Source organism: Arthrobacter sp. SRS-W-1-2016 (genome assembly GCF_002009585.1).
Taxonomy (GTDB): domain Bacteria; phylum Actinomycetota; class Actinomycetes; order Actinomycetales; family Micrococcaceae; genus Arthrobacter; species Arthrobacter bambusae_A.
On the sequence record NZ_MTPV01000019.1, the window covers coordinates 1 to 22,894 of the forward strand.

Consider the following 22,894-nt stretch of genomic DNA (forward strand, 5'->3'; position numbering starts at 1 on the left):
CAAGGCACCAAGTTGGGTCGGCGTTCACCGAGACGAACACCTCCATGATCACCGAGCCGCCCGGAGAGAGCCAGAGTCTTGGTGAGCCAGACGCATACTTTCCCGGCCCACGGCGCACCAGCGGCGCTCATCCGCTAACTCGCATTAGATGTCGTTATGGGCCTCGAAAACGACAACAAATGCGAGTCAGTTGGGCTTGGAACGGCAAAGGCAGGGCACCGGAACCCAAATGTTCCAGTGCCCTGCCCTTCACTCAACGGCAGTTCCCCGTTGCGAGAGGTCCGCCGAAGTTCTACTAGTCGGCGTACGGATCCGCGATGCCGACGTACTGCGTGGTGAGGTATTCCTCGATGCCTTCGAATCCGCCTTCACGGCCCAGCCCGGACTGCTTCACGCCGCCGAACGGTGCTGCGGCGTTGGAGATGACGCCGGCGTTGAGGCCGAGCATGCCGGTCTCGATCCTTTCGCTGACGCGCAGTCCACGGTTCAGGTCCTTGGTGTAGACATAGGCGACCAGCCCGTACTCGGTGTTGTTGGCCAGGTTGATTGCCTCGTCTTCGCTCTTGAACGTGATGATCGGCGCAACAGGTCCGAAGATCTCTTCCTTCAGGATGCGGGCGTCCGCGGACACGTTCTTGAGCACGGTGGGCTGGTAGAAGTAGCCCGGGCCGTCCACCGGGGCGCCGCCGGTGACGGCGATCGCGCCGTTGGCGACGGCGTCGGACACGAGTGCATGCACCCCGTTGCGGGCCTTGCCGTCGATCAGCGGGCCGACCGTTGAGTCCGGCTCGGTGCCGCGCGCGGTGTTGAGTGCCGAGATCTTGGCAGCGAACTTGTCGGCGAAGGCGTCAGCGATGGAGTCGTGCACAATGAAGCGGTTGGCTGCGGTGCAAGCCTCGCCCATGTTGCGCATCTTGGCCGCGACGGCGCCTTCGACGGCCTTGTCCAAGTCAGCGTCCTCGAAGACCACGAACGGCGCGTTGCCGCCGAGCTCCATGGAGCTGCGCAGGACCTTGTCCGCGGCTTCGCGCATGAGGGACTGCCCGACGGCGGTGGAGCCCGTGAAGGAGATCTTGCGCAGGCGGTCGTCCTTGATGAGGGGCCCGGTGACTGCGCCTGCCGTGGAGGTCTGGATGACGTTGAGCACACCTGCCGGGAGGCCGGCTTCCTGCATGACCTGCGCGAAGAGCAGGCTGGTCAGCGGGGTCAGGTTGGCGGGCTTGAGGACCATGGTGCAGCCGGCAGCCACCGCGGGGGCGATCTTGCGGGTAGCCATGGCCAACGGGAAGTTCCACGGGGTGATCAGCAGGCAGGGACCAACGGGCTTCTTCTGGACCAGGATGCGGTTCTTGCCGTCCGGAGCCGCGGAATAGCGGCCGCTGACGCGGACGGCTTCCTCGGAGAACCAGCGCAGGAACTCGGCACCATAAGCTACTTCGCCGCGGGCTTCGGCCAAGGGCTTGCCCATTTCCAAGGTCATGAGCAGCGCGAAGTCTTCTGCGCGTGCCGTGACCAGCTCGAACGCGCGGCGCAGGATTTCGCCACGCTCGCGGGGAGCCGTACGTGCCCAGGAGGCCTGGGCGGCTGAGGCGGCGTCCATCGCCGCGGCGCCGTCTTCCACTCCGGCGTCGGAAATGCTCACGAGCACCTTGCCGGTGGAGGGATCCTCGACGTCGAACGTCTTGCCGGATGCCGCAGGCAGCCACTGGCCGTTGATGAGCAGCCCCGTGGGAACGGAGGCGAGAAGTTCGCTTTCGCGATCGGCGGTAACAGTCACAGTGACTCCTTCGTCAGTCAGCGCAGCTTGTAGGGATGCGCCAACACTTGATTATTGTGGAATTACTGTCACGGTACTGCCCGCCGCGAAGCAGTGTCTACGCCTTCGCGCACTGCCGCGGGAGCAAGAGTTTGTGCAATTGCACAGCCCGGTTGAGGCGGAAGCCACCGCACCCGCCAGCACGGCACTACCGCGCCGCGAGCACGGCCTTAACGCGCCGCGAGCACAGCAGAGTAGAGCTCGCGCTTGCTGATGCGGGCCTCCTCGGCCACCGCCGCCACGGCTTCCTTGAGCCTGATGCCTTGTGCAATGAGTTCATTGACCGCGGCAACATGGTCTTCAGGCTTGCCTGGCGCCTGTTCGGGTGCGCCGGCCACGACGACGGCGATCTCGCCGCGGACCTCGTTGTTCTCGGCCCACTCCAGCAATTCCCGGACGGTTCCCCTGATGACCTCCTCGTAGGTCTTCGTCAATTCACGGCAGACCGCGATGCGGCGGTCAGAGCCGAACCGCTCGTGCAGGGCGCGGAGCATGGGCTCAAGCCGGTGCGGCGCCTCGAAAAACACCATCGTCCGCCGTTCGTCGGCGAGGTCCGCAAGCCGGGAGCTGCGTTCTCCGGCTTTGCGCGGCAGGAATCCCTCGAAACAGAAACGGTCCGTGGGCAGCCCCGAGAGCGCCAGCGCCGTCAAGACGGCGGACGGGCCCGGGAAGGCTGTGACGAAGAGCCCGGCCGCCACGGCTCCCTCCACGAGGCGGAAGCCGGGGTCGGACACTGCGGGCATGCCAGCGTCGCTCACCATGATGATTGTCTTGCCGGCCCGCACGTGATCCAGCAGTTCCTCGGTCTTGGCGGCCTCGTTGTGCTCGTGGTAGCTGATGACGCGGCCGGACACGGTGATGCCGAGCGACTGGACCAGCCGGTGCAGGCGCCGGGTGTCTTCCGCGGCGACGATGTCGGCCGTCTGCAACAACTCGATGAGCCGGCTGGAGGCATCGCCGACGTTGCCGATGGGGGTGGCGGCCAGCACGATCCGGCCTACGCCGTCGGGCAGCGCGGGAAGAGCCTGCTCCTCGAGGGGCTCCGCCGGGTCGGGAACGGTGGTTTCATCCGGGGAGCTCAGCTGTTCAGTCACCCAACAAGCCTAATGCCCCGGCTGCGGCTTTCAGTGAGCTACCGGAGCCGAAAGGTAGCATGGGCTGAGTGACCGATACCTCCGTGCGCCCCGCCCCGCAAACCTGGTTGATACGGCCCCGGGAGGCTTTTACAGCCGAGGCCCTGCGGACGCGGCTCATTGGCAGCATCCAAAGCTGGCGGGATTATCCGCCGTCGTTGAGGCTGTGGTTCTGGCTGATCCCCACGATCACGGCCGTGATCGGCGGAATCCTGCGTTTCGTCCGCCTCGATGATCCGCACAGCCTGGTCTTCGACGAGACCTACTACGTCAAGGATGCCTACTCGCTCCTGGTCAGCGGATACGAGCGCAGCTGGCCGGACAAGGCCAACGACGCCTTCAATGCGGGCAACCCCAACGTGCTGCTCAACTCCCCCGAGTACGTGGTCCATCCCCCGGTGGGGAAATGGATGATCGCCTTCGGGATGTGGCTCTTCGGTTCGGACAACTCCTTCGGCTGGCGGTTCTCCGCTGCCCTGACGGGCACCCTCTCCATCTTCCTGATCGCCTTGATCGCCTTGAAACTGTTCCGTTCCCACATCCTGGGCGCGGTCGCGGGGCTGCTGCTCGCCGTCGACGGCCACCACCTGGTCATGTCGCGGACGTCCCTGCTGGACATCTTCCTGATGTTTTGGCTGCTCGCAGCCTTTGGTGCCTTGCTGATGGATCGCGACGACGGCCGGCGGCGCCTGGCGGCACGGCTTGCCGCGCTGGCAGCCGCTTCCAAGGACGGACGGCCGACGGCGTTGCACCTCGCCTCCGGCCCGTGGCTCGGATTCCGGTGGTGGCGGCTGGCGGCCGGCGTCTGCCTCGGCTTGGCAGTCGGCACGAAGTGGTCGGCCCTGTTCTTCGTTGCCGGTTTCGGCCTGATGACCGTCTTCTGGGACATGAGCGCCCGGCGCATCGCGGGCATCCGGAGCTGGCCCAGCGCAGGAATCATCAAGGACGGCATTCCCGCATTCCTCACCATGATCCCGGTGGCCGGTGCCGTGTATTTGTCGACGTGGACCGGCTGGTTCCTCTCCAAGGACGCCTATTACCGGCACTGGGCGGACACGAATCCCTCCGACACCTGGGGCTGGATTCCAGGGCCGTTGCGTTCCCTTGCCTATTACCATGTGCAGGCCTACAACTTCCACCAGGGCCTCAGCTCGCCGCACCCGTATTCGGCCAGTCCATGGACCTGGCTCGTCATGGGGCGGCCCACGTCGTTCTACTACGAGTCCCCCAAGCCGGGAACGCCCGGCTGCGACCTACCCAACTGCACCTCGGCAATTCTGTCCGTCGGCAACCCCGTGGTCTGGTGGGGTGCCACGATCGCGCTGTTTGTGGTCCTGTTCTGGTGGGCGGGACGCCGCGACTGGCGGGCCGGGGCCATCCTGGCGGGCGTCGCCGCGGGGTACCTGCCCTGGTTCATGTACCCGGAGCGCACCATGTTCTACTTCTATGCGCTCTCCTTCGAGCCTTTCCTGGTCCTGGCCCTCGTCTATGGGTTGGGCCTGGTGCTGGGCAGGAGTGACGCTCCTCCATGGCGCCGCCGGTCCGGCCTGTACCTGGTGGGCCTTGTGGTTGTCCTTGCCGTGCTGTTGTCGGCGTTCTTCTATCCGGTCTGGACGGCGGAAGTGATCAGCTACCAGGACTGGCACATACGCATGTGGATGCCTTCCTGGATCTAAGGGGGCTGCTCCGAAGGGCGGGCACACACAAAGGAGCGGCCCGCCCGGGATTGGAAATTCCCGGGCGGGCCGCTTCTTTCGTTGTTGGCGATGTGTTACTTCTCCGGTACGCCGGTTTCCACGGGTGCCTCCGCGTCAGTGTTCGCGGCGTCTTCCGCAGCGGCTTCATTCCTGGGAGGAAGTCCGCGACGACGGCGGGTAGGCCAGGTAAAGATGAGGGTCAGCAGTGCCGTGAGGAAGACCAAAGCGCCGATCGCGATTCCCGAGTCCATCCAGTACTGCCCCGGGAACAAGCGGATCAACGTGTCGTCGAGCGCAAAGGTCCAGGTGCCGTTGGCGAAGAAGATGTGGTGGAAGTCCGTGAAGAACTGCTGCCAGCCCAAGGCCGCTAGCGTGCCCAGTCCGATGATGAGCACCAAGGTGACGATCGAACCGGCAAACAGTCCGCGGCGGATCCCGCCGGTGCTCCGCTTGCGCAGATAGATCATTGCGATGATGCCAATGATGATCATGAGGGCACCGGCACCGAATGCGGAGAGAATCACGGTCTTGACGTCGGCCATGTGGGCAACTTCGCCCTCCTTGAACAGCTTCTCGCCGTTCTGGTTGACGAGCTCGCCCAAGTATCGCGGCCCGGACCAGTTGGTCAGGTAGTCCACCGCATAGGAACCATAGGTCATGCGGTCATCGGCGTTGAAGCCGTAGCCGTCGCCGGGGAATCCCGGCCGGTAATACTCCACCCACAGGAACAGCGGGCTCGCCACGGCGCGGATTGCGAGTATCAGCAGGACCACGGGGTAGAAGACAGCCAGCAGGACCTGGAAAATGCGCGGCGCCAGCGGCTTGGCGTTGGCAGCCTGCTCCCGCTCGTGGTTGCGGCGTTCCACCTCGGCTTCCGGGGGACGGACCTGAAGGGCCGACGTCGGCAGCGGCTCTGCGAAGAGGGCCGGTTCCGGCCCGGCCTCCGCAGCCTCTGCGGCTTTGCGGTCGGCCCGGCTCTCCGGCTGTTGTCCTGCCAGGGGCTCGGCCAGCGCATTTCCTTCCTTCGGCGCCCGCTTCGAAGAGTCCCGGGGCGCGTCAGCAGCACCTGCCGGGCGCGCGTCAGCGGCCGTGGACTTGGGGGCGGGCTTCATCCATTCGAAGGCCGGCTCATCGCCGCCGTCGTGGATATCCGTGTCCGGGTCGTTGGGGATCGGGCTCTTCTCGGTCACTTGGATTTCACTTCCGTAGGATTCACATGCCGGAGCAGGAACGGTCCGCTGGCAATCTTCTCTGCCTTCGAGCCTACCGTCAGCCCTCGCGGAGAGACGATGAGCCACCCCGGCGGACGTCGGATTGCGGCCGTACCCGGGCGCCGTCAGGCGGCTATCTCACGGTAACCGGCGTCGTTTGCGTCCAGGTCGCCTGTGGCGCCGGCGCGGAATGCCCGTCCGCCCAGAACCAAGGCATAGACCCAGTATGCCGCGAGAACGAGCGAACCGATCAGGATCTTGGCCCACACTGGAAGCGGGCTGGGCGTCACAAAGGCCTCGACGAGTCCCGAAACGAACAGGACAAGCACCAAGCCAAGTGCCACCGTGATCAGGGAGCGCCCCTCTTCCGCCACTGCCTGCATCCTGCGCCGCGGTCCCGGGGCAACCATGGCCCAGAATATGCGGAGTCCGCCCGCGGAGGCGATGAACACGGCTGTCAGCTCCATGAGGCCGTGCGGCAGGATGTAGCTGAAAAACACGTCCATCTTGCCGGTGGCTGCAAACACACCCGCAGCAATCCCCAGCCCCTGTGCATTTGCGAACAGCGTGTACGGCACCCAGAATCCGGTGATGCCCAGGGCCACGGCCTGCGCGCCGATCCATGCATTGTTCGTCCAGACGGCGCCGGCGAAGGACGCAGCAGGGTTCTCGGAGTAGTAGCCGACGAAGTCATGGTCGACGTATTGCTTCACGGCATCGCTGCTTCCCAGGGCCCGCAGAGCGTCCGGGGACGTTCCGATCCAGAGCGCGTAGGCCGCGGCAACAAGGCAGAAGAACGTCCCGCACCCAACCGTGAGCCACCGCAAGCGGTAGAACGCGGCCGGCAGGGAGACCACGAAAAAGCGGGCGAGGTCTTCCATGAAGTTCGATCTCGCCCCGGTGAAGCGGGTTCGGGCCTGCGCGAGGGCCGCCGACAAGGACGCCGAGAGTGCGCTTTCCGGGGCCACGGATCGAATGAGGGACAAGTGTGATGACACCACTTGGTACAAACGCAGGAGCTCGTCGGCTTCGCCGCCGTCGAGGCGCCGTTTGTGCGCGAGCTCATGCAAACGGGACCATTTGGTCCCGTTCACGACAGAGAAGGCATCCATGTCCACGGCTCCACCCTAATCCCAACCTTCCCCAAACAGTCCCACATCCCAGCAAACCCTGCTCCACGGCCGTTGCCGCCGCTAGACTCGATCCAGCGGGAGCCGTCCGGTCCTGCCGACATCGTGGCAAGGCTTGGGGGCGGGCTTGAGTTCGATCATTACCGGCGAGGCCGTGGTCCTCGAACTGCGGCCGGCGTCATTCGGGGCAAGGGCTCTCGGGCTTATGCTCGACGTCCTGGTTCAGGTTGTTTTGTTGCTTGGCCTGTTGTTCCTGCTCGGTATGGTGGCGCCGGATGTGGACGCGGCAGCGGGCCGTGCCATGGCCTTGTCCAGCGTGGTGCTTTGCCTCGTGGTCGTCCCCGTTGCGGTGGAAACGCTGAGCCGCGGCCGCTCGCTGGGCAAACTGGCCACGGGGCTCCGGATCGTGCGCGACGACGGCGGATCCATCCGTTTCCGGCACGCGGTGATCCGCGGGTTGATTGGTTTCCTGGAGATCTACGCGACGTTCGGCGGATTGGCGATCGCCGTCGCGCTGTTCAACGGCAAGTCGAAGAGGCTGGGAGACGTTGTGGCCGGTACGTATTCGCTCCGGCAGCGCGTTCCTTCCGAACCCAAAATCCTTGCCTACGCGCCTCCGTACTTGCAGGCGTGGGTGGGACTCGCGGACATCGGCAGGGTTCCGGACGGCACGGCGCGGCGGGCTTCGCAGTTCATCCAGCAGGCTTCCCGGATGGCTCCGCACTCGCGCGCCAGCCTGGCGGCAGCCCTTGCAACGGAACTGGCGGCGTACGTCGCCCCGCCTCCCCCGCCCGGAACAACGCCGGAGGGCTACTTGCACGCAGTACTGGGCGAGCGGCGAAACCGGGACCTGGAACGGCTGCGCCGCGCAGAACAACGCAGCGCCGTCGTCGGGGACCGGCTCAACAAGCTCCCGTTCACGGGCTAGTCCAGACGCGCGCACCCACGGTGCGCACCGCCGTCGGGCCATCTGCGCGACGTCCCGGAAGCGCTCAGCGCTTTGCGTAGCTTGCCCAGTCAATGTTCCAGTCGCCGAAGCCTTCAAGCGGTTCCACTGCGGGGGCGCCGGTGTTCAGGACCTGCACCACGTCCCCTGTCCGCATGTTATTGAAGAACCAGGCTGCGTCGTCAGGGAGCAGGCCAACACAGCCGTGCGAGACGTTGTCCACGCCAACGGCCCCGTACGCCGAGGGCAGCGCTTGGTGCACATACACCCCTGAGTTCGTGAGCCGGTTGGCGTGCTCGACGACGAGCGGCGCGTAATAGCCCTTGTCACCGGGTTTGAGGCCGATGCTGCCCGCATTGAACTTGGAATGGCGTTCCTGCTCCATGATCACGGCGTAGCCGGTGGGCGAAAGCCAGTCCGGGCTTCCGAGGGTGACAGGAGCAGTCTTGACGAGCGCGCCGTCGAAATACACTTTCATGGCCTTGGTGGCGTCATCCACGACCGCTATCCGCTGCGGACCGGTCGTGAACGTGGACCTGACGTTGGAATTGCCGATCATTCCGCTGCCGAAGTCCCTGCCGAACAAGGGCATGTCCACGGTGACCCTCGTGTCGGCCGCCCAGAATGCTTCAGGGCGGATCCGCACTTTGCGGTCCGAGTACCAGCGCCAGGCCACTTCCTGGCCCGAGGAAACACTGATCTTCACGGCCTCTTCCATGGCGGCTTTATCCGCCACGGGCTCGCTGAAGTTGATTTCGATGGGCTGCCCTGAACCCATGATGGAGCCATCGCGGGGGAACACCAGCGCATTGGCCTCGTTGGCCGTGGATACCGTGGTGAAGGACTGGGTCTTCCGGGTTTCCCGGCCCGCGCCGTCAACAACGGTAAACCCGTAGCGGTATTCGGTGTTGAACTCCAGGGGATCCAGCGTGGACCACGTGCTGCCGTCGGCGCTGATGGTTCCCTTGACGGCTTTGCCACCCGCGGCCGGCAGCAGTTCAACGTCTTTCAGGGTGCCGTGCACCGCCTTCACGGAAGGCCCGACGGCGGGATTCACTTCGCGGGCACCGTCAAGGGGCGTGATTCCCAACTCCACTGCCGCCACCACTGCGGATCCGAGCCCGGCGTCGGTACGCTGGGGCGTTCCCGCTTCCGATTCAACCGCTGTTTGCTGCCAATCAGGGGCGGTTGCAACACCGAGTCCTCCGGCCGCAACGCCGGCACACATTCCGATGATTCCGAGAATCTTCCCGGTCTTGCGTTTCCTTTGCGTCCCCACAGCAACCCCACATCCCCCGGCAGAAAGCCAGCCCCCAAGACTGACCCGCCCAGTCTACCGGGGGTGCCGATGCGTCCTGGACGGTGCCCGGAGGGCGCCGTCGGTTGGCATACTGCCTAGTTGGCGTATTGGGCCCAGGGGATGTTCCAGTCGCCGAAACCGTCGTCGAAGTTGGCGTAGTCACCCTGCGTATTGACCACTTGGACGACGTCTCCGGTGGTCATGTTGTCGAACACCCATTTCGCCCCGTCAGGTCCCAGACCGATGCAACCGTGGGACAGGTTCGTGACGCCGATGTACGGCAACGCCGAGTCGGTGGCCTGGTGGATGAACTCGCCGCTGGGTGTCAGGCGCGTGGCGTAGTTGACGTCAAGCTGTCCGTAGTAGGCCGGATCCCCCGGCTTGAGGCCGATCGTGGAGGCATCCATGTGCTCCACCCGGTACTTCTCCATGAGCACCAGGTAGCCGCGCGCGGAAGGGAACCTGGTGTCGCCCATGGTGTCCTGCCACTGGCCCACCTGCTGGTCGTTGACGCTGACCGTGAACGTGTGGGCAACTGCGTCGGCAACCGCCACCTTCTTGTCGCCGATCTTGAACGTGTTGGTCTTGTTGAAGTTGCCGATCTGGCCGTTGCCGAAGTCCACCCCGAACAGCTTGAGGTCCACGGTGACGGTACTGTTCGCCGCCCAGAAGTTCTCCGGGCGGTAGCGCACCATGGTGTCGCTGAACCAGTGGAAGGCCCCGGCCTGGCCTGAGGTGGACGTGACCTTGATGGCCTTCTCGACTGCGGCTTTGTTGACCACGGGTTCACTGAACGTGAGCTGGAGGGGCTGCGCCACGCCTACCTTGGACCCGTCCAGGGGGTACATGGCGGCGTCTGCCTCGTTCTGGGTGGATACCGTCGTGAACGATCCGGTCTTCGACGTTGCTCGGCCGACAGAATCCGCAACCGTGTAGTTGAAGGTGTAGGAGGAGTTGAACTCGAGGGGCGTGGAGGCAGTCCAGCTCAGTCCATCCGGAGTCAACGCACCATCGACGGTCTTTCCCTGGGAACTCGTCAAGGAGACCCTGTCCAGCGTTCCGTCCTTGACGCTGATCGTGACGGGAGCAGCCGGGTTCACTTGCTTGGCACCGCTCGCAGGCGAGGCGACCACCGTGGCAGGCTTCACGACGGGCAACACGGCTGCCGGTTCGCTGCGTTCGCCTGATGACCCCTCGGATTCGATTGCCGCACTCGCCGCGTGCGGGGCCACTGCCGCGAATGTGCCGCTGAGCGCGGCGATGAGGCAGACCACCACGATCCAGGCGACCTTCCGGAACCTGCTTCGCTTCGTTGGCGCAGTGTCCAAGAGACCGGCGTTGCCGCTGCCCTGTTCATTGTCGAAGAGCCGCGCAGCGTCCACATGCTCGAAAGTGTCCGCTTGCTCGCCGTCGGGATTAAGACCCATTCCTGTTTTCTCCAAAACTCACGCCCCCCAAAAAAACCCACGCCCCACAACCGCATCCTAAACGGCGCGGCTTGATATTGGCTGGGAGCGCGCCCGCGGGCTTGCTCCCAGCCGGTGTTCTCAGTACCGGTAGTGCTCCGGCTTGTACGGACCGGCGACGTCAAGGTCCAGGTATTCCGCCTGTTCCTTGCTGAGTTCGGTCAGTTCCACGCCCAAGGCATCCAGGTGCAGCCGGGCGACCTTCTCGTCGAGGATCTTGGGCAGCACGTAGACCTGGTTCGAATATTCGCGCTCGGCCCCTGGGCCAGAGCCAGTCTGGTCCTTCTTGGTCCACAGCTCGATCTGCGCGATCGTCTGGTTGGCGAAGGAGTTGCTCATGACGAACGAGGGGTGGCCGGTCGCGTTGCCGAGGTTCAGGAGGCGGCCTTCGGAAAGCACAATGATCGATCGCTCTTCGCGGCCGTCGGCCGCGGCGAACACCCACTCGTGCACCTGCGGCTTGATTTCGACCTTCTTGACGCCGGGGACCTTCGCCAGTCCGGCCATGTCGATCTCGTTATCGAAGTGGCCGATGTTGCCCACGATCGCCTTGTTCTTCATCCGGAGCATGTCGGAGGCCATGATGACGTCCTTGTTGCCGGTCGTCGTGACGAAGATGTCACCCTGTTCCACCACCGAGTCCAGCTTGGCCACCTGGTAGCCGTCCATGGCTGCCTGGAGAGCGCAGATGGGATCGATCTCCGTCACGATCACGCGCGAGCCCTGGCCACGGAGCGCCTCGGCCGCGCCCTTGCCGACGTCGCCATAGCCGCAGACGACGGCGACCTTGCCGCCCATGAGGACATCCGTGGCGCGGTTGATGCCGTCAGGCAGTGAGTGGCGGATACCGTATTTGTTGTCGAATTTGCTCTTGGTCACCGAGTCGTTGACATTGATCGCCGGGAACAGGAGCTTGCCCTGTTCGGCGAGCTGGTAGAGACGGTGCACGCCCGTGGTGGTTTCCTCGCTCACGCCACGGATGCCGGCGGCGACGCGGGTCCACTTCTTCGGGTCGGCGGCGAGGCTCTTCCGCAGCACGTCGAGGACGAGTGCATACTCTTCCGGGTCGCTTTCCGTCGCGGCCGGAACCGCACCCGCAGCTTCGAACTCGACGCCCTTGTGGACCAGCAACGTTGCGTCGCCGCCGTCGTCGAGGATCATGTTGGGGCCGAGCTCCGGGTTGGCGTCCGCGCCCGGCCAGCTGAGGATCTGCTCGGCGGTCCACCAGTATTCGTCGAGGGTCTCGCCCTTCCACGCGAACACGGGGACACCCTGCGGATCCTCGACGGTTCCCTGGCCGACCACGACGGCGGCAGCGGCCTCGTCCTGCGTGGAGAAGATGTTGCAGGAGGCCCAGCGGACCTCGGCGCCGAGGGCTGTCAACGTCTCGATGAGCACCGCGGTCTGCACGGTCATGTGCAGGGATCCCGCAATGCGCGCACCCTTGAGCGGCTGGCTCGGACCGAATTCGGCGCGGAGCGACATGAGGCCCGGCATTTCGTGCTCGGCGAGGCGGATCTGGTGGCGTCCGGCTTCAGCCAGGGAGATGTCTGCAACCTTGTAGTCGAAAGTCATGGAAGTCCTTTGGAAGTACCGAATGGTCAGGTCAGGTGGAGCTCAGGCGTGCCGGAGACCGTCGTGCAGTCCTGCGTCGTGTTGGTCCGAGGCCGCGGCGTTGGCGGCTGCCAGCAGCTCCGGCGGCAGCAGCAACGGGATGCCGTCCTGGATGGCATAGCGGACCTTTTCACCCGAGGGGGCCGCGGCCGTCGAGACGAGATCATCGCCGTCCTGTTCCAGCGGGGACCCGGTGACAGGGCACCGCAGGATGGACAACAATTCAGGACTGACCTTTGGCATGGTTGAAGCTCCCTGGATGGCATCTCACGGACGCCGCTATGGACAGATATGGCAGCTTCCAGAGTACAACCCGGCGGCGCTGGGCACGTTGTCACAAAAGCCCGTCCCGCGGGAACAGCGACACACTGCGTCGGACGACGGGCAGTTCCCGTCGCGCCGGACTTCAGGAGGGATCGCGGTTCAGGAGGGATCGCGCAGGATGCGCAGGTGGCGCCTGGTTCCCTCCACAGGGGCCGGCCCGTCAAAAGGGGTGCGGACGCTGCGAAGCTCGGGTGCGGGCGCCGGGGCCGATGCGGCCTCGCGCACGGCGTTGGCCAGGGCAAGGAGATCGTCCGGTCCGGGTTGGGGCGGGGAGGACGGCATGGCCAGCCGCATGACTTCCCAACCCCTCGGTACGGTCAACGACTCCGCATGCTGCGCGCACAGGTCGTAGGAGTGCGGCTCGGCATACGTAGCCAAGGGACCAAGCACCGCCGTGGATTCGGCGTAGACGTACGTCAAAGTGGCCACCGCGGATTGGCGGCAGGCTGATCTGGAACACTGACGAATTGCACCCACAACATCCCAGATTAGCCGCACTTCGCCGCGGCACGGTGCATTGCCCCTTTGCGGGCATTATGTCGCGTTGGCCGAATCACGGGTCTAAAGTCGATATATGCAGTCACAGCACCACGTTCCGGGCTTTACGGTCCATTTGTCCGACACCGGGGACAGCCAGGAAACGACGACGGCGGGCTCGTCCGTACGCGGCTTCAGGGAGCGCCGCAGGAACCGCCACGGGCGGGGATTGCGGGGCGAAATCATCCTGCCCAACCTTCCGGGCTACCGGACGCGTGCCGAGAGGTTCGACGACCTTGTGCTCGATTCCGCGGAACGGCTGCAGGATATGTGGGGCAAACGGCTCGACGGCGTCGCGTTCGCCGTCGAAGAGATCCCGCCGAACCTTGAACAACTGGTGGCCGAGGGAACCGCGGCACCGCTGGGTTCCTACACCCCGGCGGCCCACGGTGCTGGACCCGTCATCACGCTCTATCGGCGCGTCGTCGAGCACACCACCGGCGGCCGCGAGGACCTGCAGGACCTGGTGCACGACGTGGTCGTCGAGTACACCGCCGAGATGCTCGGAGTGCCGCCGGAGACCCTGGATCCCGTGTACCGCCGTCGTTATCAGTAACCCAGGGTGACCTGTACTTTTTCGTGGCCGGCAGCGCCGTCCTGGATGGTCAGGACCGAAATCCCGGGCTGATCGCCCTGGCCCAGCACGAGCGCGCCGTAGGCCGCGTCCCCTGACGCCGACACGATGTAGCCCGAAACCGCCGCGCCGTCGGACTTGTCCGGAACGCCGATGACCGAAGTGGTCCCCCCGGCGATGTCCACGGTTTCCGTTTTGTGCACCTTGCCGTCCGAGGTGACGGGCGTGTAACTGACCGTCGCACGGCCCGTCGGCACACCGAAGCTCAGGAAGCGGGTGCCGCCTTGAGGTACTGCCACCATGTGCTGGCTTCCGAGCCGGACCGCGGCCGGAGACCAGGCGAAATCAACAGGATCCGCGGACTTCAGTCCCCGCGTCACGCGTGAGGACGCGGCGAAGGAAACATCCGAGGTGGCGCTCACGGTGTACATGCCGGCCGGGACGCCCGTGAGCGGTACTTCGGTGACCGAACCCGCTTTGGCGGTCACTGCTCCCCCGCCGGGCAACGCGCGCTGGCCGTTCGGCCCGAACAACCGCACATCCACCACGGCGTCGACGGGACCCGGGACGGTGATCTGCAAGGCAGGAACGACGTCGGCAAACCCGGGCTTGTCCGCGAGCGACTTCACGGCGGCCGGGTCCTGGATGTCCACCCCGGTCATGACCTGGGAATCGGCGACGCCGGCACCGGGAGTAATGAGTTCGACGCCACCGGCCGTGAGGCCACGAAGGACGCTTTGCTGGATGGTTGCCGCGACGGGGCCTCCACCGCTGCGCAGATGGACGGAGAGCTGACCCTCGTTCGGGGCCAGTCCGGCCAAGTTGATGGAACGGGTAGTTCCGGGCGAAACCAGCAAGCCACGGCTATCCGGGGCTTGGATCTGGCCACGGGCGCCGAACAAGTCAAGATTGACGGTGGCCGGCGTGCCCGAGGCATTGCTGATGTTCAAAACCGCCGTCCGCCCCAGCGCGGTGTTGGCGCCCAGGAGCCATGCATCGTTGACCGGCTGTTGGCAGGGCGCCGCCGCCAGTCCGCGGAGATCGCCGTCGCCCGCGGTGTAGCTCATCAAGCCCGCTACCGCGGCCTGCTGCCCGCTGATGGGATCGGCGTCCACCACAGTGACGTCGCCCACGGGCCTCTGTGCCACGACGCCGGCATTCAGGACGGGAGGTCCTGACGCCGGCGGCTGCGCGGCAGCAGGGGGTTTGGCGATGCCGGCGATCGCGGAGCCACCGAGCGCGGCGAGGTTGCTCCCTGGAACGGATCCGGTGGCGTCACTGAGGACCACCGCATCGAGGAAGCTCTTTGCCGAGCGTGAAACAGGATTGAACTGGGTGTCGGTGCCCGCCGGGGTTCCTTCGGCGAGGCGGGGAGGTGCCGGGCACACCGCGGTTGTCTTTCCTGCCGGGACATCCGCGAGGGACATGTCCAGGGTTTTGTTCCCTGCCGGGGACGGCACGATGGATGCTGCCGACACCATCCCGGCCCCTGCGGCAAGGAGCAGCGTTGCGGAAAGCGCTCCCAACACAACAGCTTTGTTCTTGTTCTGGCCTTTGTTCCGGCTCTGGGCTTTGTTCCGGTTCTCGGCTTTGCGCTGGCCGCGCCTCCGCGACCCCGCGCCGGCCTCGGGTGCCGGGCCTTGGTTGTCAGACACTGCTGTACTCCTTACGGAGAGAGTTTTGTTCCTTCAGGAGGCCCGCCTTCGGCCTGCGGGCGGGCATGGGGATGGCCAGCAGGACGGTCAATCCAATGACCACGGCCTGCAGGATGCTGAGCCAAGGCTCCCAGACGGTGGTGTAGCGGATCTCGATCTGGCCGCCTGCGGGCGGCAAGGTGAACGCTTGCGCCCATCCCGACGTCGTCGGGGTCAGTCGACGCCCATCCAACCAAGCGCTCCAGCCGGAGTCCGCCCGCTCGGCGAGCACTACCTGGCGTCCGTCCGTGCCTGCCGGGATGCTGCCGACGGAAGACGTCCCGAGGGATGGCAAGAGGGCAACAACGGCACCCTTGGCGTCCACCACCCTGACACGGTGCGCCGTCTCGGCGTCGGCTGCAGCGGCCTGGTTGAGCGGCGTGACCCGCCACAGCCAGCCGGAATCGGTCTTGCCCACGGCGACCAGGCCGGGAACGGAATCGATCCGGTTGGCGGTCAACTGTGCAGCCGTGTCGGACGACTTCAGAACCACGAATCCGGCACCAAGCTGCTCAAGGCCGGGCCGGGGGTCCACGCCCGTTCCCGCGACAATCGTGGCTACGGCGTTACGGATGGACGCGGTGGCGTCGTCGTCGGCCACCAGGCGTTCCTGTCCGGGTGATCCGACGATGGAACGTGCGGCAGCAACAGTGGAGAGCGAATCCAAGGTAGTTCCGGCGCCGCGCATAAGTGAGGACGTGTAGCCACCACTGTCATCCGCGGTGATGACCAGCGTCCGTGTCTGTTCCGGGCCTTGGCCGTGGTCGACGGCGGTGGCAGGCAACGTGCCCTGCCCGGACGGCTGGACAAGCCGCGGCGTGCCAAGCGCGCCGCTGGCCGAAGGCGAAGTGCCTGCGCCGGCCAGGGCATTCTGGGTTGCCCACAGGCCCATGCTGGCCAAGGGCCCGGCAATGAGGAGGAGCGTTGCGACGGCGGAGACGATCCGTACTGCCGCGCGCTGGACCGGGCGGCCGCCCTCTGCCTTGACCTTCAGCTGGAAGAGGTTTTCAGCGCCGATCAACGCCGCTCCGAGGAACGCGAAGCCCGCGGCGGAAACTGCCGGGCCCGTGAAAGGAGCCACGAGCAGGTTGCCGTCCACTCCGGTTGCCACGTGTTGGGCGAGCCATGACCAGGCGAGGAGCACAAGGGCCCCGGCCCAGAGGAAACGTGCGATGCGTGACCGTTTTCCGGGAACAAAGAGTGCGGCAATGGACAAGAGGAGGACCGGCGCACCGAGCAGCAGGGCAAGCGCCAGAGCCCACGGAATACCCGACGGGCCGAACGGCGCCAACCCGGCCAATCCGCCGTTGACGTCGAATTTCAAGGGTTGGCCAAGCAGTTGCTGCCACAGCGGTGCCGCTTGGAACCCCAGCGGGAGGCCTGGATCGGCCAGCATGGCGCGGGGTCGTTCCAGGACCGAGATGACATACGGCGCAAAGAGCGCGGCGCTCGGAAGCAGCGACCACCAAATGGTCCGCCCGCGCCTCCCCAAGGCGATGCCGCAAAAAACAATGAGGACTACCAACGGAAGCAGCAGGGACGGCGCTGAGGCCGTCACCACCGCCAGCGCCAGGCCGGCCGCGGCAGCAGCCGTCCACGACGGAGTGCCGTTGACGCCCGGCTTGCCGGGGAACGGCTTCGTTGCGGCGTAGCCGGCGGGTTGGACCCGGTGGCTATTCAACGCCGCGTCGCGCCCGAGCGCAGATCCAGTGGCCCGGAAGAGGGCCAGCACCAGCAGGGGTATCGCCACGTGTGCCAGGAGGGCGCCGGCCCGTCCCTGGTTCAGTGCGACCTGGAGGGCCGGTGCTCCGGCCCAGATCAGAGCCGCAATGAAACGGTATCGGCGCAGCGTGGTCATGGCGCCCGCCGCAAACCAGGCGCCCAGGCCGGACAGCGGCATGGCCAGCAACAACAGCCACACGATGGCTGTGCTGGAGTCTCCTCCCCCGAGCAATGAAACAAGCCACAGGATGTAGGCGAACGGATCACCGTGCCCGGGCAAACCTGCCCCCAAGTTGATCCACCAACTGGACGCGGACCGCCAAATGTCACCGGCGGCGGACAACGGCAAGAGGCCGCCGCCGGTCACCGCGCTGGCCCCCAGGAGCCCCAGCAGCCCCACGATGGAGGCGGCCAGCGCAACAAATCCGGCGGCCACTGCGCCCGTTCCGATCCAACCCCGCTCGTTCGTCGCGAGGGCCACGAAATCGTCGCCGGCGTCGCCGCTCGGTTCAGGAGCGAGGGAATCCGTCTCCTGGAATTCGTCGGCGCCAATCGCCTCGATGAGGGAGCGGCGGTGGGCCCGGACCTCGCGGCGCGGGGTCTGCAGGCCCTTGACCATCGAGCGGCGTACACGTCGCGTCCGGGCGGCGTTCTGCCTGGACCGCCAAATCGCCCGGGGACGGCCAAGGGCCGCGATGGTGGCGCCGAGCTGGGAAATTCCGTAACCGGGCTCTTTGACCAGGATGCTCACGACGAGCCTCACCATGCTTCCGAGCAACGCGCCGAGCGCATGCAGGGGAACCTTCCACGGCGAAGCATGGGTAAGCCTCAAATGGATCTGGCTCTTGCGGGCGGCGGCGGGTGTCGCAAGGCCGTGGGGACGATGCTCGACATGGAACATGCGCGCGGCCGGGACCACGACAACCCTGTTGCCCGCAAGCCAGTTGCGCCAGCAGAAATCGACGTCGTCTCCCACGCCGGGAAACGCGGGGTCGAAGCCGCCCAGTTGCTCCCAGGCGTCGCGGCGGATCAACATGCCCGCGGAATTCACCGCGAAAGTGTCCGTGCGCCCGTCGTACTGGCCTTGGTCGAGCTCGTCGGCTTCAATGAGCGTCAGACGCTCGGCCCAGCGGCTCGTGGAAAGACCGGCGTCGATGAGCCTGCGCTCCGCGTCCCAGGCCAATTGCTTGCAACCGGCCACTGTGACCGACGGCGCGCGCTCGACTGCCTGAAGCAGCTCGGCGAGTGCGTCGGGGGCCGGAGCGGCGTCGTCGTGCAACAACCAGATCCATTCAACGGCTCCCGGCTCCCGCGAAGGGGCAGAACGGGCCAGGCCAGCCAGGACGGCAGCACCGAAACCTACTTTGTGTTCGCCTGTGCTGGTGACGTTGGCCGCGCCGAGGGCCCGCTGCAGCAACGCTGCGGACTTGTCGCGGGAGCCCGTATCAATGCCAATGGCGGCATCTGCCGGACGCGTCTGGTCCAGCAGAGCCGCCAGGGTTCTGGGGAGATAGTTACCGCCGTCGTGCGAGACGACGACGGCGGTAACGTGTACTGCCTTGAGAATCAGACCGCTCGCTTCCTCAGCCTGCGGCGTTCACGCTCGGAGAGCCCGCCCCAGATACCAAAACGTTCATCGTTGGCGAGTGCGTATTCAAGGCACTGCGAACGGACATTGCACGCACCGCATACCTTTTTGGCATCCCGCGTGGAGCCGCCCTTCTCGGGGAAGAACGCCTCCGGGTCCGTCTGGGCGCACAAGGCGTCCGTCTGCCAGCCAAGTTCGCCTTCATCGTCGAAATCACCTTGGCCCGGAAGTCCGATCCACACCGGCTGGGCCGGATTGTCGAGCGGACGGCGCAGCTCCATGGGAGGATCATCGAGATCGTCCTCCGGATCTACCGGCGCGCCCCCCACGAGAGCCTCGTGCGCAGCAAGAAGGGCTGTTGCCTCATCTTCCAGCGACTCCCGAGTGGCCTCGATATAGCGGTCGGCCGCCTGCGGATCCGCCGGGTCAACATACCAATCCCCCGGAACTTCGCGCGACCGGTATTTCACCGACGCATAATCCGCGACGACTGCATCTTCCTGGATACGCAACGCTTGCCCCATGGCGTCCCTCCTGATTTTTGCAGCTGCTGCCGTGCTCATTCGGTACTCGGTTATGTACCCGATACTCCCGCAGCGGCGTTCGATATCTAATTACACGCGTGTAACTACCAAGCCGTCAAGCCGCGCCGGGATAATAATCAACTTTCCGCACTAACCAGCGCCGCGCCACGCCCGGTATTTTTTCGCCCCGCCCGCGCGCCATGGCGGAAAACGGAAGCTTTGCATCACTTAAGATGTATTTTCATTGAATTTCAGGGAAATCGTTTGATCCTTCGAGCGCCGCACCCTCGCCGTCCCGCAGCTCCATGTGGCGCAATTCACACGCCCCGGGACCTGATCTGACGCCCCGTGGCAAGATGTAGCCATGAGCACCCCCGCGATGAACCTGATGGCAGCCCTGCGTTCCGGACACGCCACATCCCCCCGCCTGACCTGGTACGGACCGGACGCCGAACGGGTGGAACTCTCTGGGCGGGTCCTGGACAATTGGGTGGCCAAGACCAGCAACCTGCTCCAGGACGAGTTCGACGCCGAACCGGGCATGAGCCTTCGCCTGGACCTGCCGGCCCATTGGAAGTCCCTCGTGTGGGCGCTGGCCGGATGGCAGCTGGGCATGGAACTCGTGCTCGACGGCGGCAGCGCGGACCTGCTTGTCACGGACACCCCCGACGCCGGCACGGGAGCCGGCTTCGACGCCGTGGTCGCCGTGCCGCTCGCGGCACTCGCGATGCGCTGGCCGGGAGAACTGCCGGTCGGCGTCGTGGACTACGCGGCCGAAGTCCGCTCCCACGGCGACGTATTTATGGCGCACGCCGAACCCGACGCGGCACTGCCGGCCCTGCGCCGCCCTGAAACCGGGCACTCGCACGGCGAATTGCTGGACGGCTTCGCCAAGGACCATGACCCCGGCGTACGGCTGCTGGTCCGCGCGGCCGATGGCTTGGAGTCGGCCCTCGCGGACGCCCTCGGCGCATGGAACAAGGACGGTTCAGTGGTCCTGGTGCACCCGGACGTTGATGTCACCCGGCACCTGCTGGAGAACGAGCGCGTCAGCGGCGCTTGACTGCGTCTTCGCCTTCGTCGGAGCCAGCCTCGGAGCCGGCGGCATGCATGGCCTTGGCCCTGGCCCTGTGGTGGGCCTCGATGATCTCGTGGTCATGCGAGAAGGCTTCTTCTTCGTCGAGCTCCTTGTTGAACACCAGGAAGCGGTAGGCGAAGAAGCGCACCACGGTGGCCACGAGGATGCCGACAACCCCGGCTGCGAAAAGGACGTTCTTGTCCTGGATGTTCATGCCGTATTTCGCGATGGCGGTCAGGCCGGTGGAGATACCGATCCCAATGCCGTTGATGACGATGAACATCACGAACTCGCGCACCACGTTCGCCTGGCGGCGGTGGCGGAAGGTCCAGAAACGGTTGGCGACCCAGGAGAACACGGTGGCCACGGTGGCGCCGACGAAACGGGCTTTGGCCTCACTGTCGGACATCGGGCCGTGCATGAGATAGTAGGTCAAGCCGTTATCTATGACGAACGCAACACCGCCGACAGCGCCGAACTTCGCTACTTCGCGCCAAAAGAGCGAGGCGAGCCCGCGCATGCGATCTGCAAGTGTGTTGATCATGACCCTCCATGGCCGTTGTTCTAGGGGGCCGATGGGCCGAGGCTCTATTTTAGCTCCGATTCCTTGGAGCTTGCCGAATTATTCGGCCCCAAGAGCCACGGGCCAACGCTGTGTAGGCCCGGCGACGGACAAAATCAAGGAACCGGCCGCTGGTTCGGTAGGCTGAACCTTGTGACTTTTCCTGTAATTGGCGTGGTTGGCGGCGGCCAGCTCGCACGAATGATGGCCCCGGCGGCAACCGCTCTTGGCTTTGAACTCCGGGTCCTTGCCGAAGGCGAGGACGTTTCCGCGGTCCGGGCCGTGGCAACGGCTCCCATTGGCGACTACAAGGACCTCGCTGCCCTCCTTGAGTTCTCGGAGGGCCTGGACGTCATGACGTTCGACCACGAGCACGTCCCCACCGAGCACCTGAGGGCGCTGATCGAGGCCGGAGTCAACGTCCAGCCCGGCCCGGATGCCTTGGTGCACGCCCAGGACAAACTCGTGATGCGCGCCGCGATCGACCGCCTGGGGCTCCCCAACCCGGCATGGGCTGCCGTCACCGGCGTCGAAGACCTGGTGGCTTTCGGCGAGCAGACCGGCTGGCCGATCGTCTTGAAAACCCCCCGCGGAGGCTATGACGGAAAGGGCGTGCGCATCATCCATTCCGCAGACGACGCCCGGAGCACGACGGACTGGTTCGACGCCATGAGCCCGCTCCTGGCCGAAGAGAAGGTCGACTTCAGCCGCGAGCTTTCCGCGCTCGTTGCGAGGACGCCCGACGGCGAATCCCGCGCATGGCCGGTTGTCCACACTGTCCAGGTGGATGGCGTCTGCGACGAAGTGATTGCGCCTGCCCCGGACATTCCCGTGGAGGTCGCTGCGGCGGCCGAAGAGGCCGCGCTGCGGATTGCCAATGAACTCGGAGTCACGGGAGTGATGGCTGCGGAACTCTTCGAAACGCCCGGCGTCGGAGTCGGGTTCCTGGTCAACGAGCTCGCCATGCGGCCGCACAACACCGGCCACTGGACGCAGGACGGCTCCGTCACCAGCCAGTTCGAGCAGCACTTGCGCGCAGTCCTCAACCTCCCGCTCGGTGCTACCGACGCCCTGGGCGCGGTGGTCGTCATGAAGAACTTCCTGGGCGGCGACAACCAGGATCTCTACAGCGCGTACCCGAAGGCCCTCGCCTACGAACCGGCCGCAAAAGTCCATTGCTACGGCAAGTCCGTGCGGGCCGGCCGCAAGATCGGGCACGTGAACCTCGTCGGCAACTCGACGGCGGACGTCGAATCCATCCGACACCGCGCCACCATAGTGGCCGACATCATCCGTGACGGCCGCATGCCGGCCGAGACCACCTCCGAGGAGACCGCATGAGCGCAGAAACCATGGATCCCGAAAACGCGGGGGCAGCGAACGCCTCCCCGATCGTGGGGCTTGTCATGGGCTCCGACTCGGACTGGCCCGTCATGGAAGCCGCGGCCGACGCCCTGGCGGAATTCGGCATCCCCTTCGAAGCCGACGTCGTCTCCGCGCACCGCATGCCCACGGAGATGATCCGCTACGGCCAGACCGCCCATGAGCGCGGTATCCGGGTCATCATCGCCGGAGCAGGCGGCGCAGCCCACTTGCCGGGCATGCTCGCCTCCGTGACCCCGCTGCCCGTCATCGGCGTCCCGGTCCCGCTGAAGACCTTGGACGGCATGGACTCCTTGCTGTCCATCGTGCAGATGCCCGCCGGCGTTCCCGTGGCCACTGTTTCCATCGGCGGCGCCCGCAACGCCGGCCTCCTGGCTGTACGCATGCTGGCGTCCGGAACCGATGACCTTGCCGTGCGGCTTCGTGGCGAACTGCTCGAATTCGCGCAGGAGCTCAACAACACCGCCACGGAGAAGGGTGCCAGGCTCCGCGACAAGGTTGCCGAAGTCTTCTCGACGGCGAACGTCTCCGCCCGGAGCAGTCGTTAAGAGCCCGGGCAGCCGCACAGAGGTCATCCCCGGCAATCCCGAATGAA

19 protein-coding genes are annotated in these 22,894 nt (G+C 65.6%); 6 read left to right on the forward strand and 13 right to left on the reverse strand.

The window, feature by feature from the left end; all coding sequences use genetic code 11:
• Positions 1–295: 295 nt before the first annotated feature.
• The gene (locus tag BMF89_RS04670; protein ID WP_078105914.1) at positions 296–1,777 is read right to left on the reverse strand and encodes an NAD-dependent succinate-semialdehyde dehydrogenase; all 1,482 of its coding nucleotides are present in this window, start codon (positions 1,775–1,777) and stop codon (positions 296–298) included.
• A 209-nt stretch (positions 1,778–1,986) separates the two neighbouring features.
• Positions 1,987–2,829: a 16S rRNA (cytidine(1402)-2'-O)-methyltransferase gene (gene rsmI, locus BMF89_RS04675; protein ID WP_078105943.1), complete on the reverse strand. Its 843-nt coding sequence runs from the start codon at positions 2,827–2,829 to the stop codon at positions 1,987–1,989.
• 149 nt (positions 2,830–2,978) lie between these two features.
• On the opposite strand from rsmI, the gene BMF89_RS04680 reads away from it, so the two are divergent.
• Positions 2,979–4,625, forward strand: coding sequence for a phospholipid carrier-dependent glycosyltransferase (locus tag BMF89_RS04680; protein WP_078105915.1), 1,647 nt, complete (start codon positions 2,979–2,981; stop codon positions 4,623–4,625).
• Positions 4,626–4,720: 95 nt separating this feature from the next.
• Here BMF89_RS04680 and BMF89_RS04685 read toward each other — a convergent pair whose 3' ends face one another.
• Both BMF89_RS04685 and BMF89_RS04690 read right to left on the reverse strand, forming a co-directional pair.
• A complete protein-coding gene (locus BMF89_RS04685) occupies positions 4,721–5,836 on the reverse strand; it encodes a TIGR01906 family membrane protein (RefSeq protein ID WP_253190704.1) in 1,116 nt (371 codons plus the stop codon).
• Positions 5,837–5,982: 146 nt separating this feature from the next.
• Complete coding sequence (locus BMF89_RS04690) at positions 5,983–6,975, reverse strand: stage II sporulation protein M (RefSeq protein WP_216353785.1); 993 nt, start codon at positions 6,973–6,975, stop codon at positions 5,983–5,985.
• A 139-nt stretch (positions 6,976–7,114) separates the two neighbouring features.
• Here BMF89_RS04690 and BMF89_RS04695 point away from each other — a divergent pair, with 139 nt between their 5' ends.
• Positions 7,115–7,915: an RDD family protein gene (locus BMF89_RS04695; protein ID WP_078105917.1), complete on the forward strand. Its 801-nt coding sequence runs from the start codon at positions 7,115–7,117 to the stop codon at positions 7,913–7,915.
• Positions 7,916–7,979: 64 nt separating this feature from the next.
• On the opposite strand, the gene BMF89_RS04700 is transcribed toward BMF89_RS04695, so the two are convergent.
• The 5 genes from BMF89_RS04700 to BMF89_RS04720 form a co-directional block, all read right to left on the reverse strand.
• Positions 7,980–9,212: an Ig-like domain-containing protein gene (locus BMF89_RS04700; RefSeq protein ID WP_253190705.1), complete on the reverse strand. Its 1,233-nt coding sequence runs from the start codon at positions 9,210–9,212 to the stop codon at positions 7,980–7,982.
• A 116-nt stretch (positions 9,213–9,328) separates the two neighbouring features.
• Complete coding sequence (locus tag BMF89_RS04705; RefSeq protein ID WP_078105919.1) at positions 9,329–10,660, reverse strand: Ig-like domain-containing protein; 1,332 nt, start codon at positions 10,658–10,660, stop codon at positions 9,329–9,331.
• 120 nt (positions 10,661–10,780) lie between these two features.
• Positions 10,781–12,274 (reverse strand): adenosylhomocysteinase, encoded by a 1,494-nt coding sequence (ahcY, locus tag BMF89_RS04710; protein WP_078105920.1) that lies wholly within the window; start codon positions 12,272–12,274, stop codon positions 10,781–10,783.
• 42 nt (positions 12,275–12,316) lie between these two features.
• Entirely contained in the window at positions 12,317–12,556 is a 240-nt protein-coding gene (locus BMF89_RS04715) for a hypothetical protein (RefSeq protein ID WP_078105921.1), read from the reverse strand.
• Positions 12,557–12,736: 180 nt separating this feature from the next.
• Positions 12,737–13,114, reverse strand: a complete 378-nt coding sequence (locus BMF89_RS04720; protein WP_171983396.1) for a DUF3499 domain-containing protein — start codon at positions 13,112–13,114, stop codon at positions 12,737–12,739.
• Positions 13,115–13,211: 97 nt separating this feature from the next.
• Here BMF89_RS04720 and BMF89_RS04725 point away from each other — a divergent pair, with 97 nt between their 5' ends.
• Positions 13,212–13,730 (forward strand): metallopeptidase family protein, encoded by a 519-nt coding sequence (locus BMF89_RS04725; protein ID WP_078105923.1) that lies wholly within the window; start codon positions 13,212–13,214, stop codon positions 13,728–13,730.
• Here BMF89_RS04725 and BMF89_RS04730 read toward each other — a convergent pair.
• From BMF89_RS04730 to BMF89_RS22350, 3 genes are read right to left on the reverse strand one after another with little or no spacing between them, the layout of a single operon-like run.
• Positions 13,724–15,403, reverse strand: a complete 1,680-nt coding sequence (locus BMF89_RS04730) for a DUF5719 family protein (RefSeq protein WP_078105924.1) — start codon at positions 15,401–15,403, stop codon at positions 13,724–13,726. The genes BMF89_RS04725 and BMF89_RS04730 overlap by 7 nt on opposite strands.
• Positions 15,396–18,731, reverse strand: a complete 3,336-nt coding sequence (locus BMF89_RS04735; protein ID WP_078105925.1) for a glycosyltransferase family 2 protein — start codon at positions 18,729–18,731, stop codon at positions 15,396–15,398. The genes BMF89_RS04730 and BMF89_RS04735 overlap by 8 nt, the downstream gene beginning before the upstream one ends.
• Complete coding sequence (locus BMF89_RS22350) at positions 18,731–19,276, reverse strand: WhiB family transcriptional regulator (RefSeq protein ID WP_078105926.1); 546 nt, start codon at positions 19,274–19,276, stop codon at positions 18,731–18,733. The genes BMF89_RS04735 and BMF89_RS22350 overlap by 1 nt, the downstream gene beginning before the upstream one ends.
• Before the next feature lie 364 nt (positions 19,277–19,640).
• Between BMF89_RS22350 and BMF89_RS04745 the strand changes: the two genes are divergently transcribed.
• Positions 19,641–20,339: a TIGR03089 family protein gene (locus BMF89_RS04745; protein WP_078105927.1), complete on the forward strand. Its 699-nt coding sequence runs from the start codon at positions 19,641–19,643 to the stop codon at positions 20,337–20,339.
• On the opposite strand, the gene BMF89_RS04750 is transcribed toward BMF89_RS04745, so the two are convergent.
• Positions 20,326–20,898 (reverse strand): GtrA family protein, encoded by a 573-nt coding sequence (locus tag BMF89_RS04750; protein ID WP_078105928.1) that lies wholly within the window; start codon positions 20,896–20,898, stop codon positions 20,326–20,328. The genes BMF89_RS04745 and BMF89_RS04750 overlap by 14 nt on opposite strands.
• A gap of 171 nt (positions 20,899–21,069) precedes the next feature.
• Here BMF89_RS04750 and BMF89_RS04755 point away from each other — a divergent pair, with 171 nt between their 5' ends.
• Positions 21,070–22,257 (forward strand): 5-(carboxyamino)imidazole ribonucleotide synthase, encoded by a 1,188-nt coding sequence (locus tag BMF89_RS04755; RefSeq protein ID WP_078105929.1) that lies wholly within the window; start codon positions 21,070–21,072, stop codon positions 22,255–22,257.
• Complete coding sequence (gene purE, locus BMF89_RS04760) at positions 22,254–22,847, forward strand: 5-(carboxyamino)imidazole ribonucleotide mutase (RefSeq protein WP_078105930.1); 594 nt, start codon at positions 22,254–22,256, stop codon at positions 22,845–22,847. The genes BMF89_RS04755 and purE overlap by 4 nt, the downstream gene beginning before the upstream one ends.
• The last annotated feature ends 47 nt before the right edge of the window (positions 22,848–22,894 follow it).

Bases quoted from the DNA above. Each gene is read 5' to 3' on its own strand.
- BMF89_RS04705 (WP_078105919.1), bottom strand. From the start codon at position 10,660: ATGGGTCTTAATCCCGACGGCGAGCAAGCGGACACTTTCGAGCATGTG.
- ahcY (WP_078105920.1), bottom strand. From the start codon at position 12,274: ATGACTTTCGACTACAAGGTTGCAGACATCTCCCTGGCTGAAGCCGGA.
- BMF89_RS04715 (WP_078105921.1), bottom strand. From the start codon at position 12,556: ATGCCAAAGGTCAGTCCTGAATTGTTGTCCATCCTGCGGTGCCCTGTC.
- BMF89_RS04725 (WP_078105923.1), top strand. From the start codon at position 13,212: ATGCAGTCACAGCACCACGTTCCGGGCTTTACGGTCCATTTGTCCGAC.
- BMF89_RS22350 (WP_078105926.1), bottom strand. From the start codon at position 19,276: ATGGGGCAAGCGTTGCGTATCCAGGAAGATGCAGTCGTCGCGGATTAT.
- BMF89_RS04745 (WP_078105927.1), top strand. From the start codon at position 19,641: ATGAGCACCCCCGCGATGAACCTGATGGCAGCCCTGCGTTCCGGACAC.
- BMF89_RS04750 (WP_078105928.1), bottom strand. From the start codon at position 20,898: ATGATCAACACACTTGCAGATCGCATGCGCGGGCTCGCCTCGCTCTTT.
- purE (WP_078105930.1), top strand. From the start codon at position 22,254: ATGAGCGCAGAAACCATGGATCCCGAAAACGCGGGGGCAGCGAACGCC.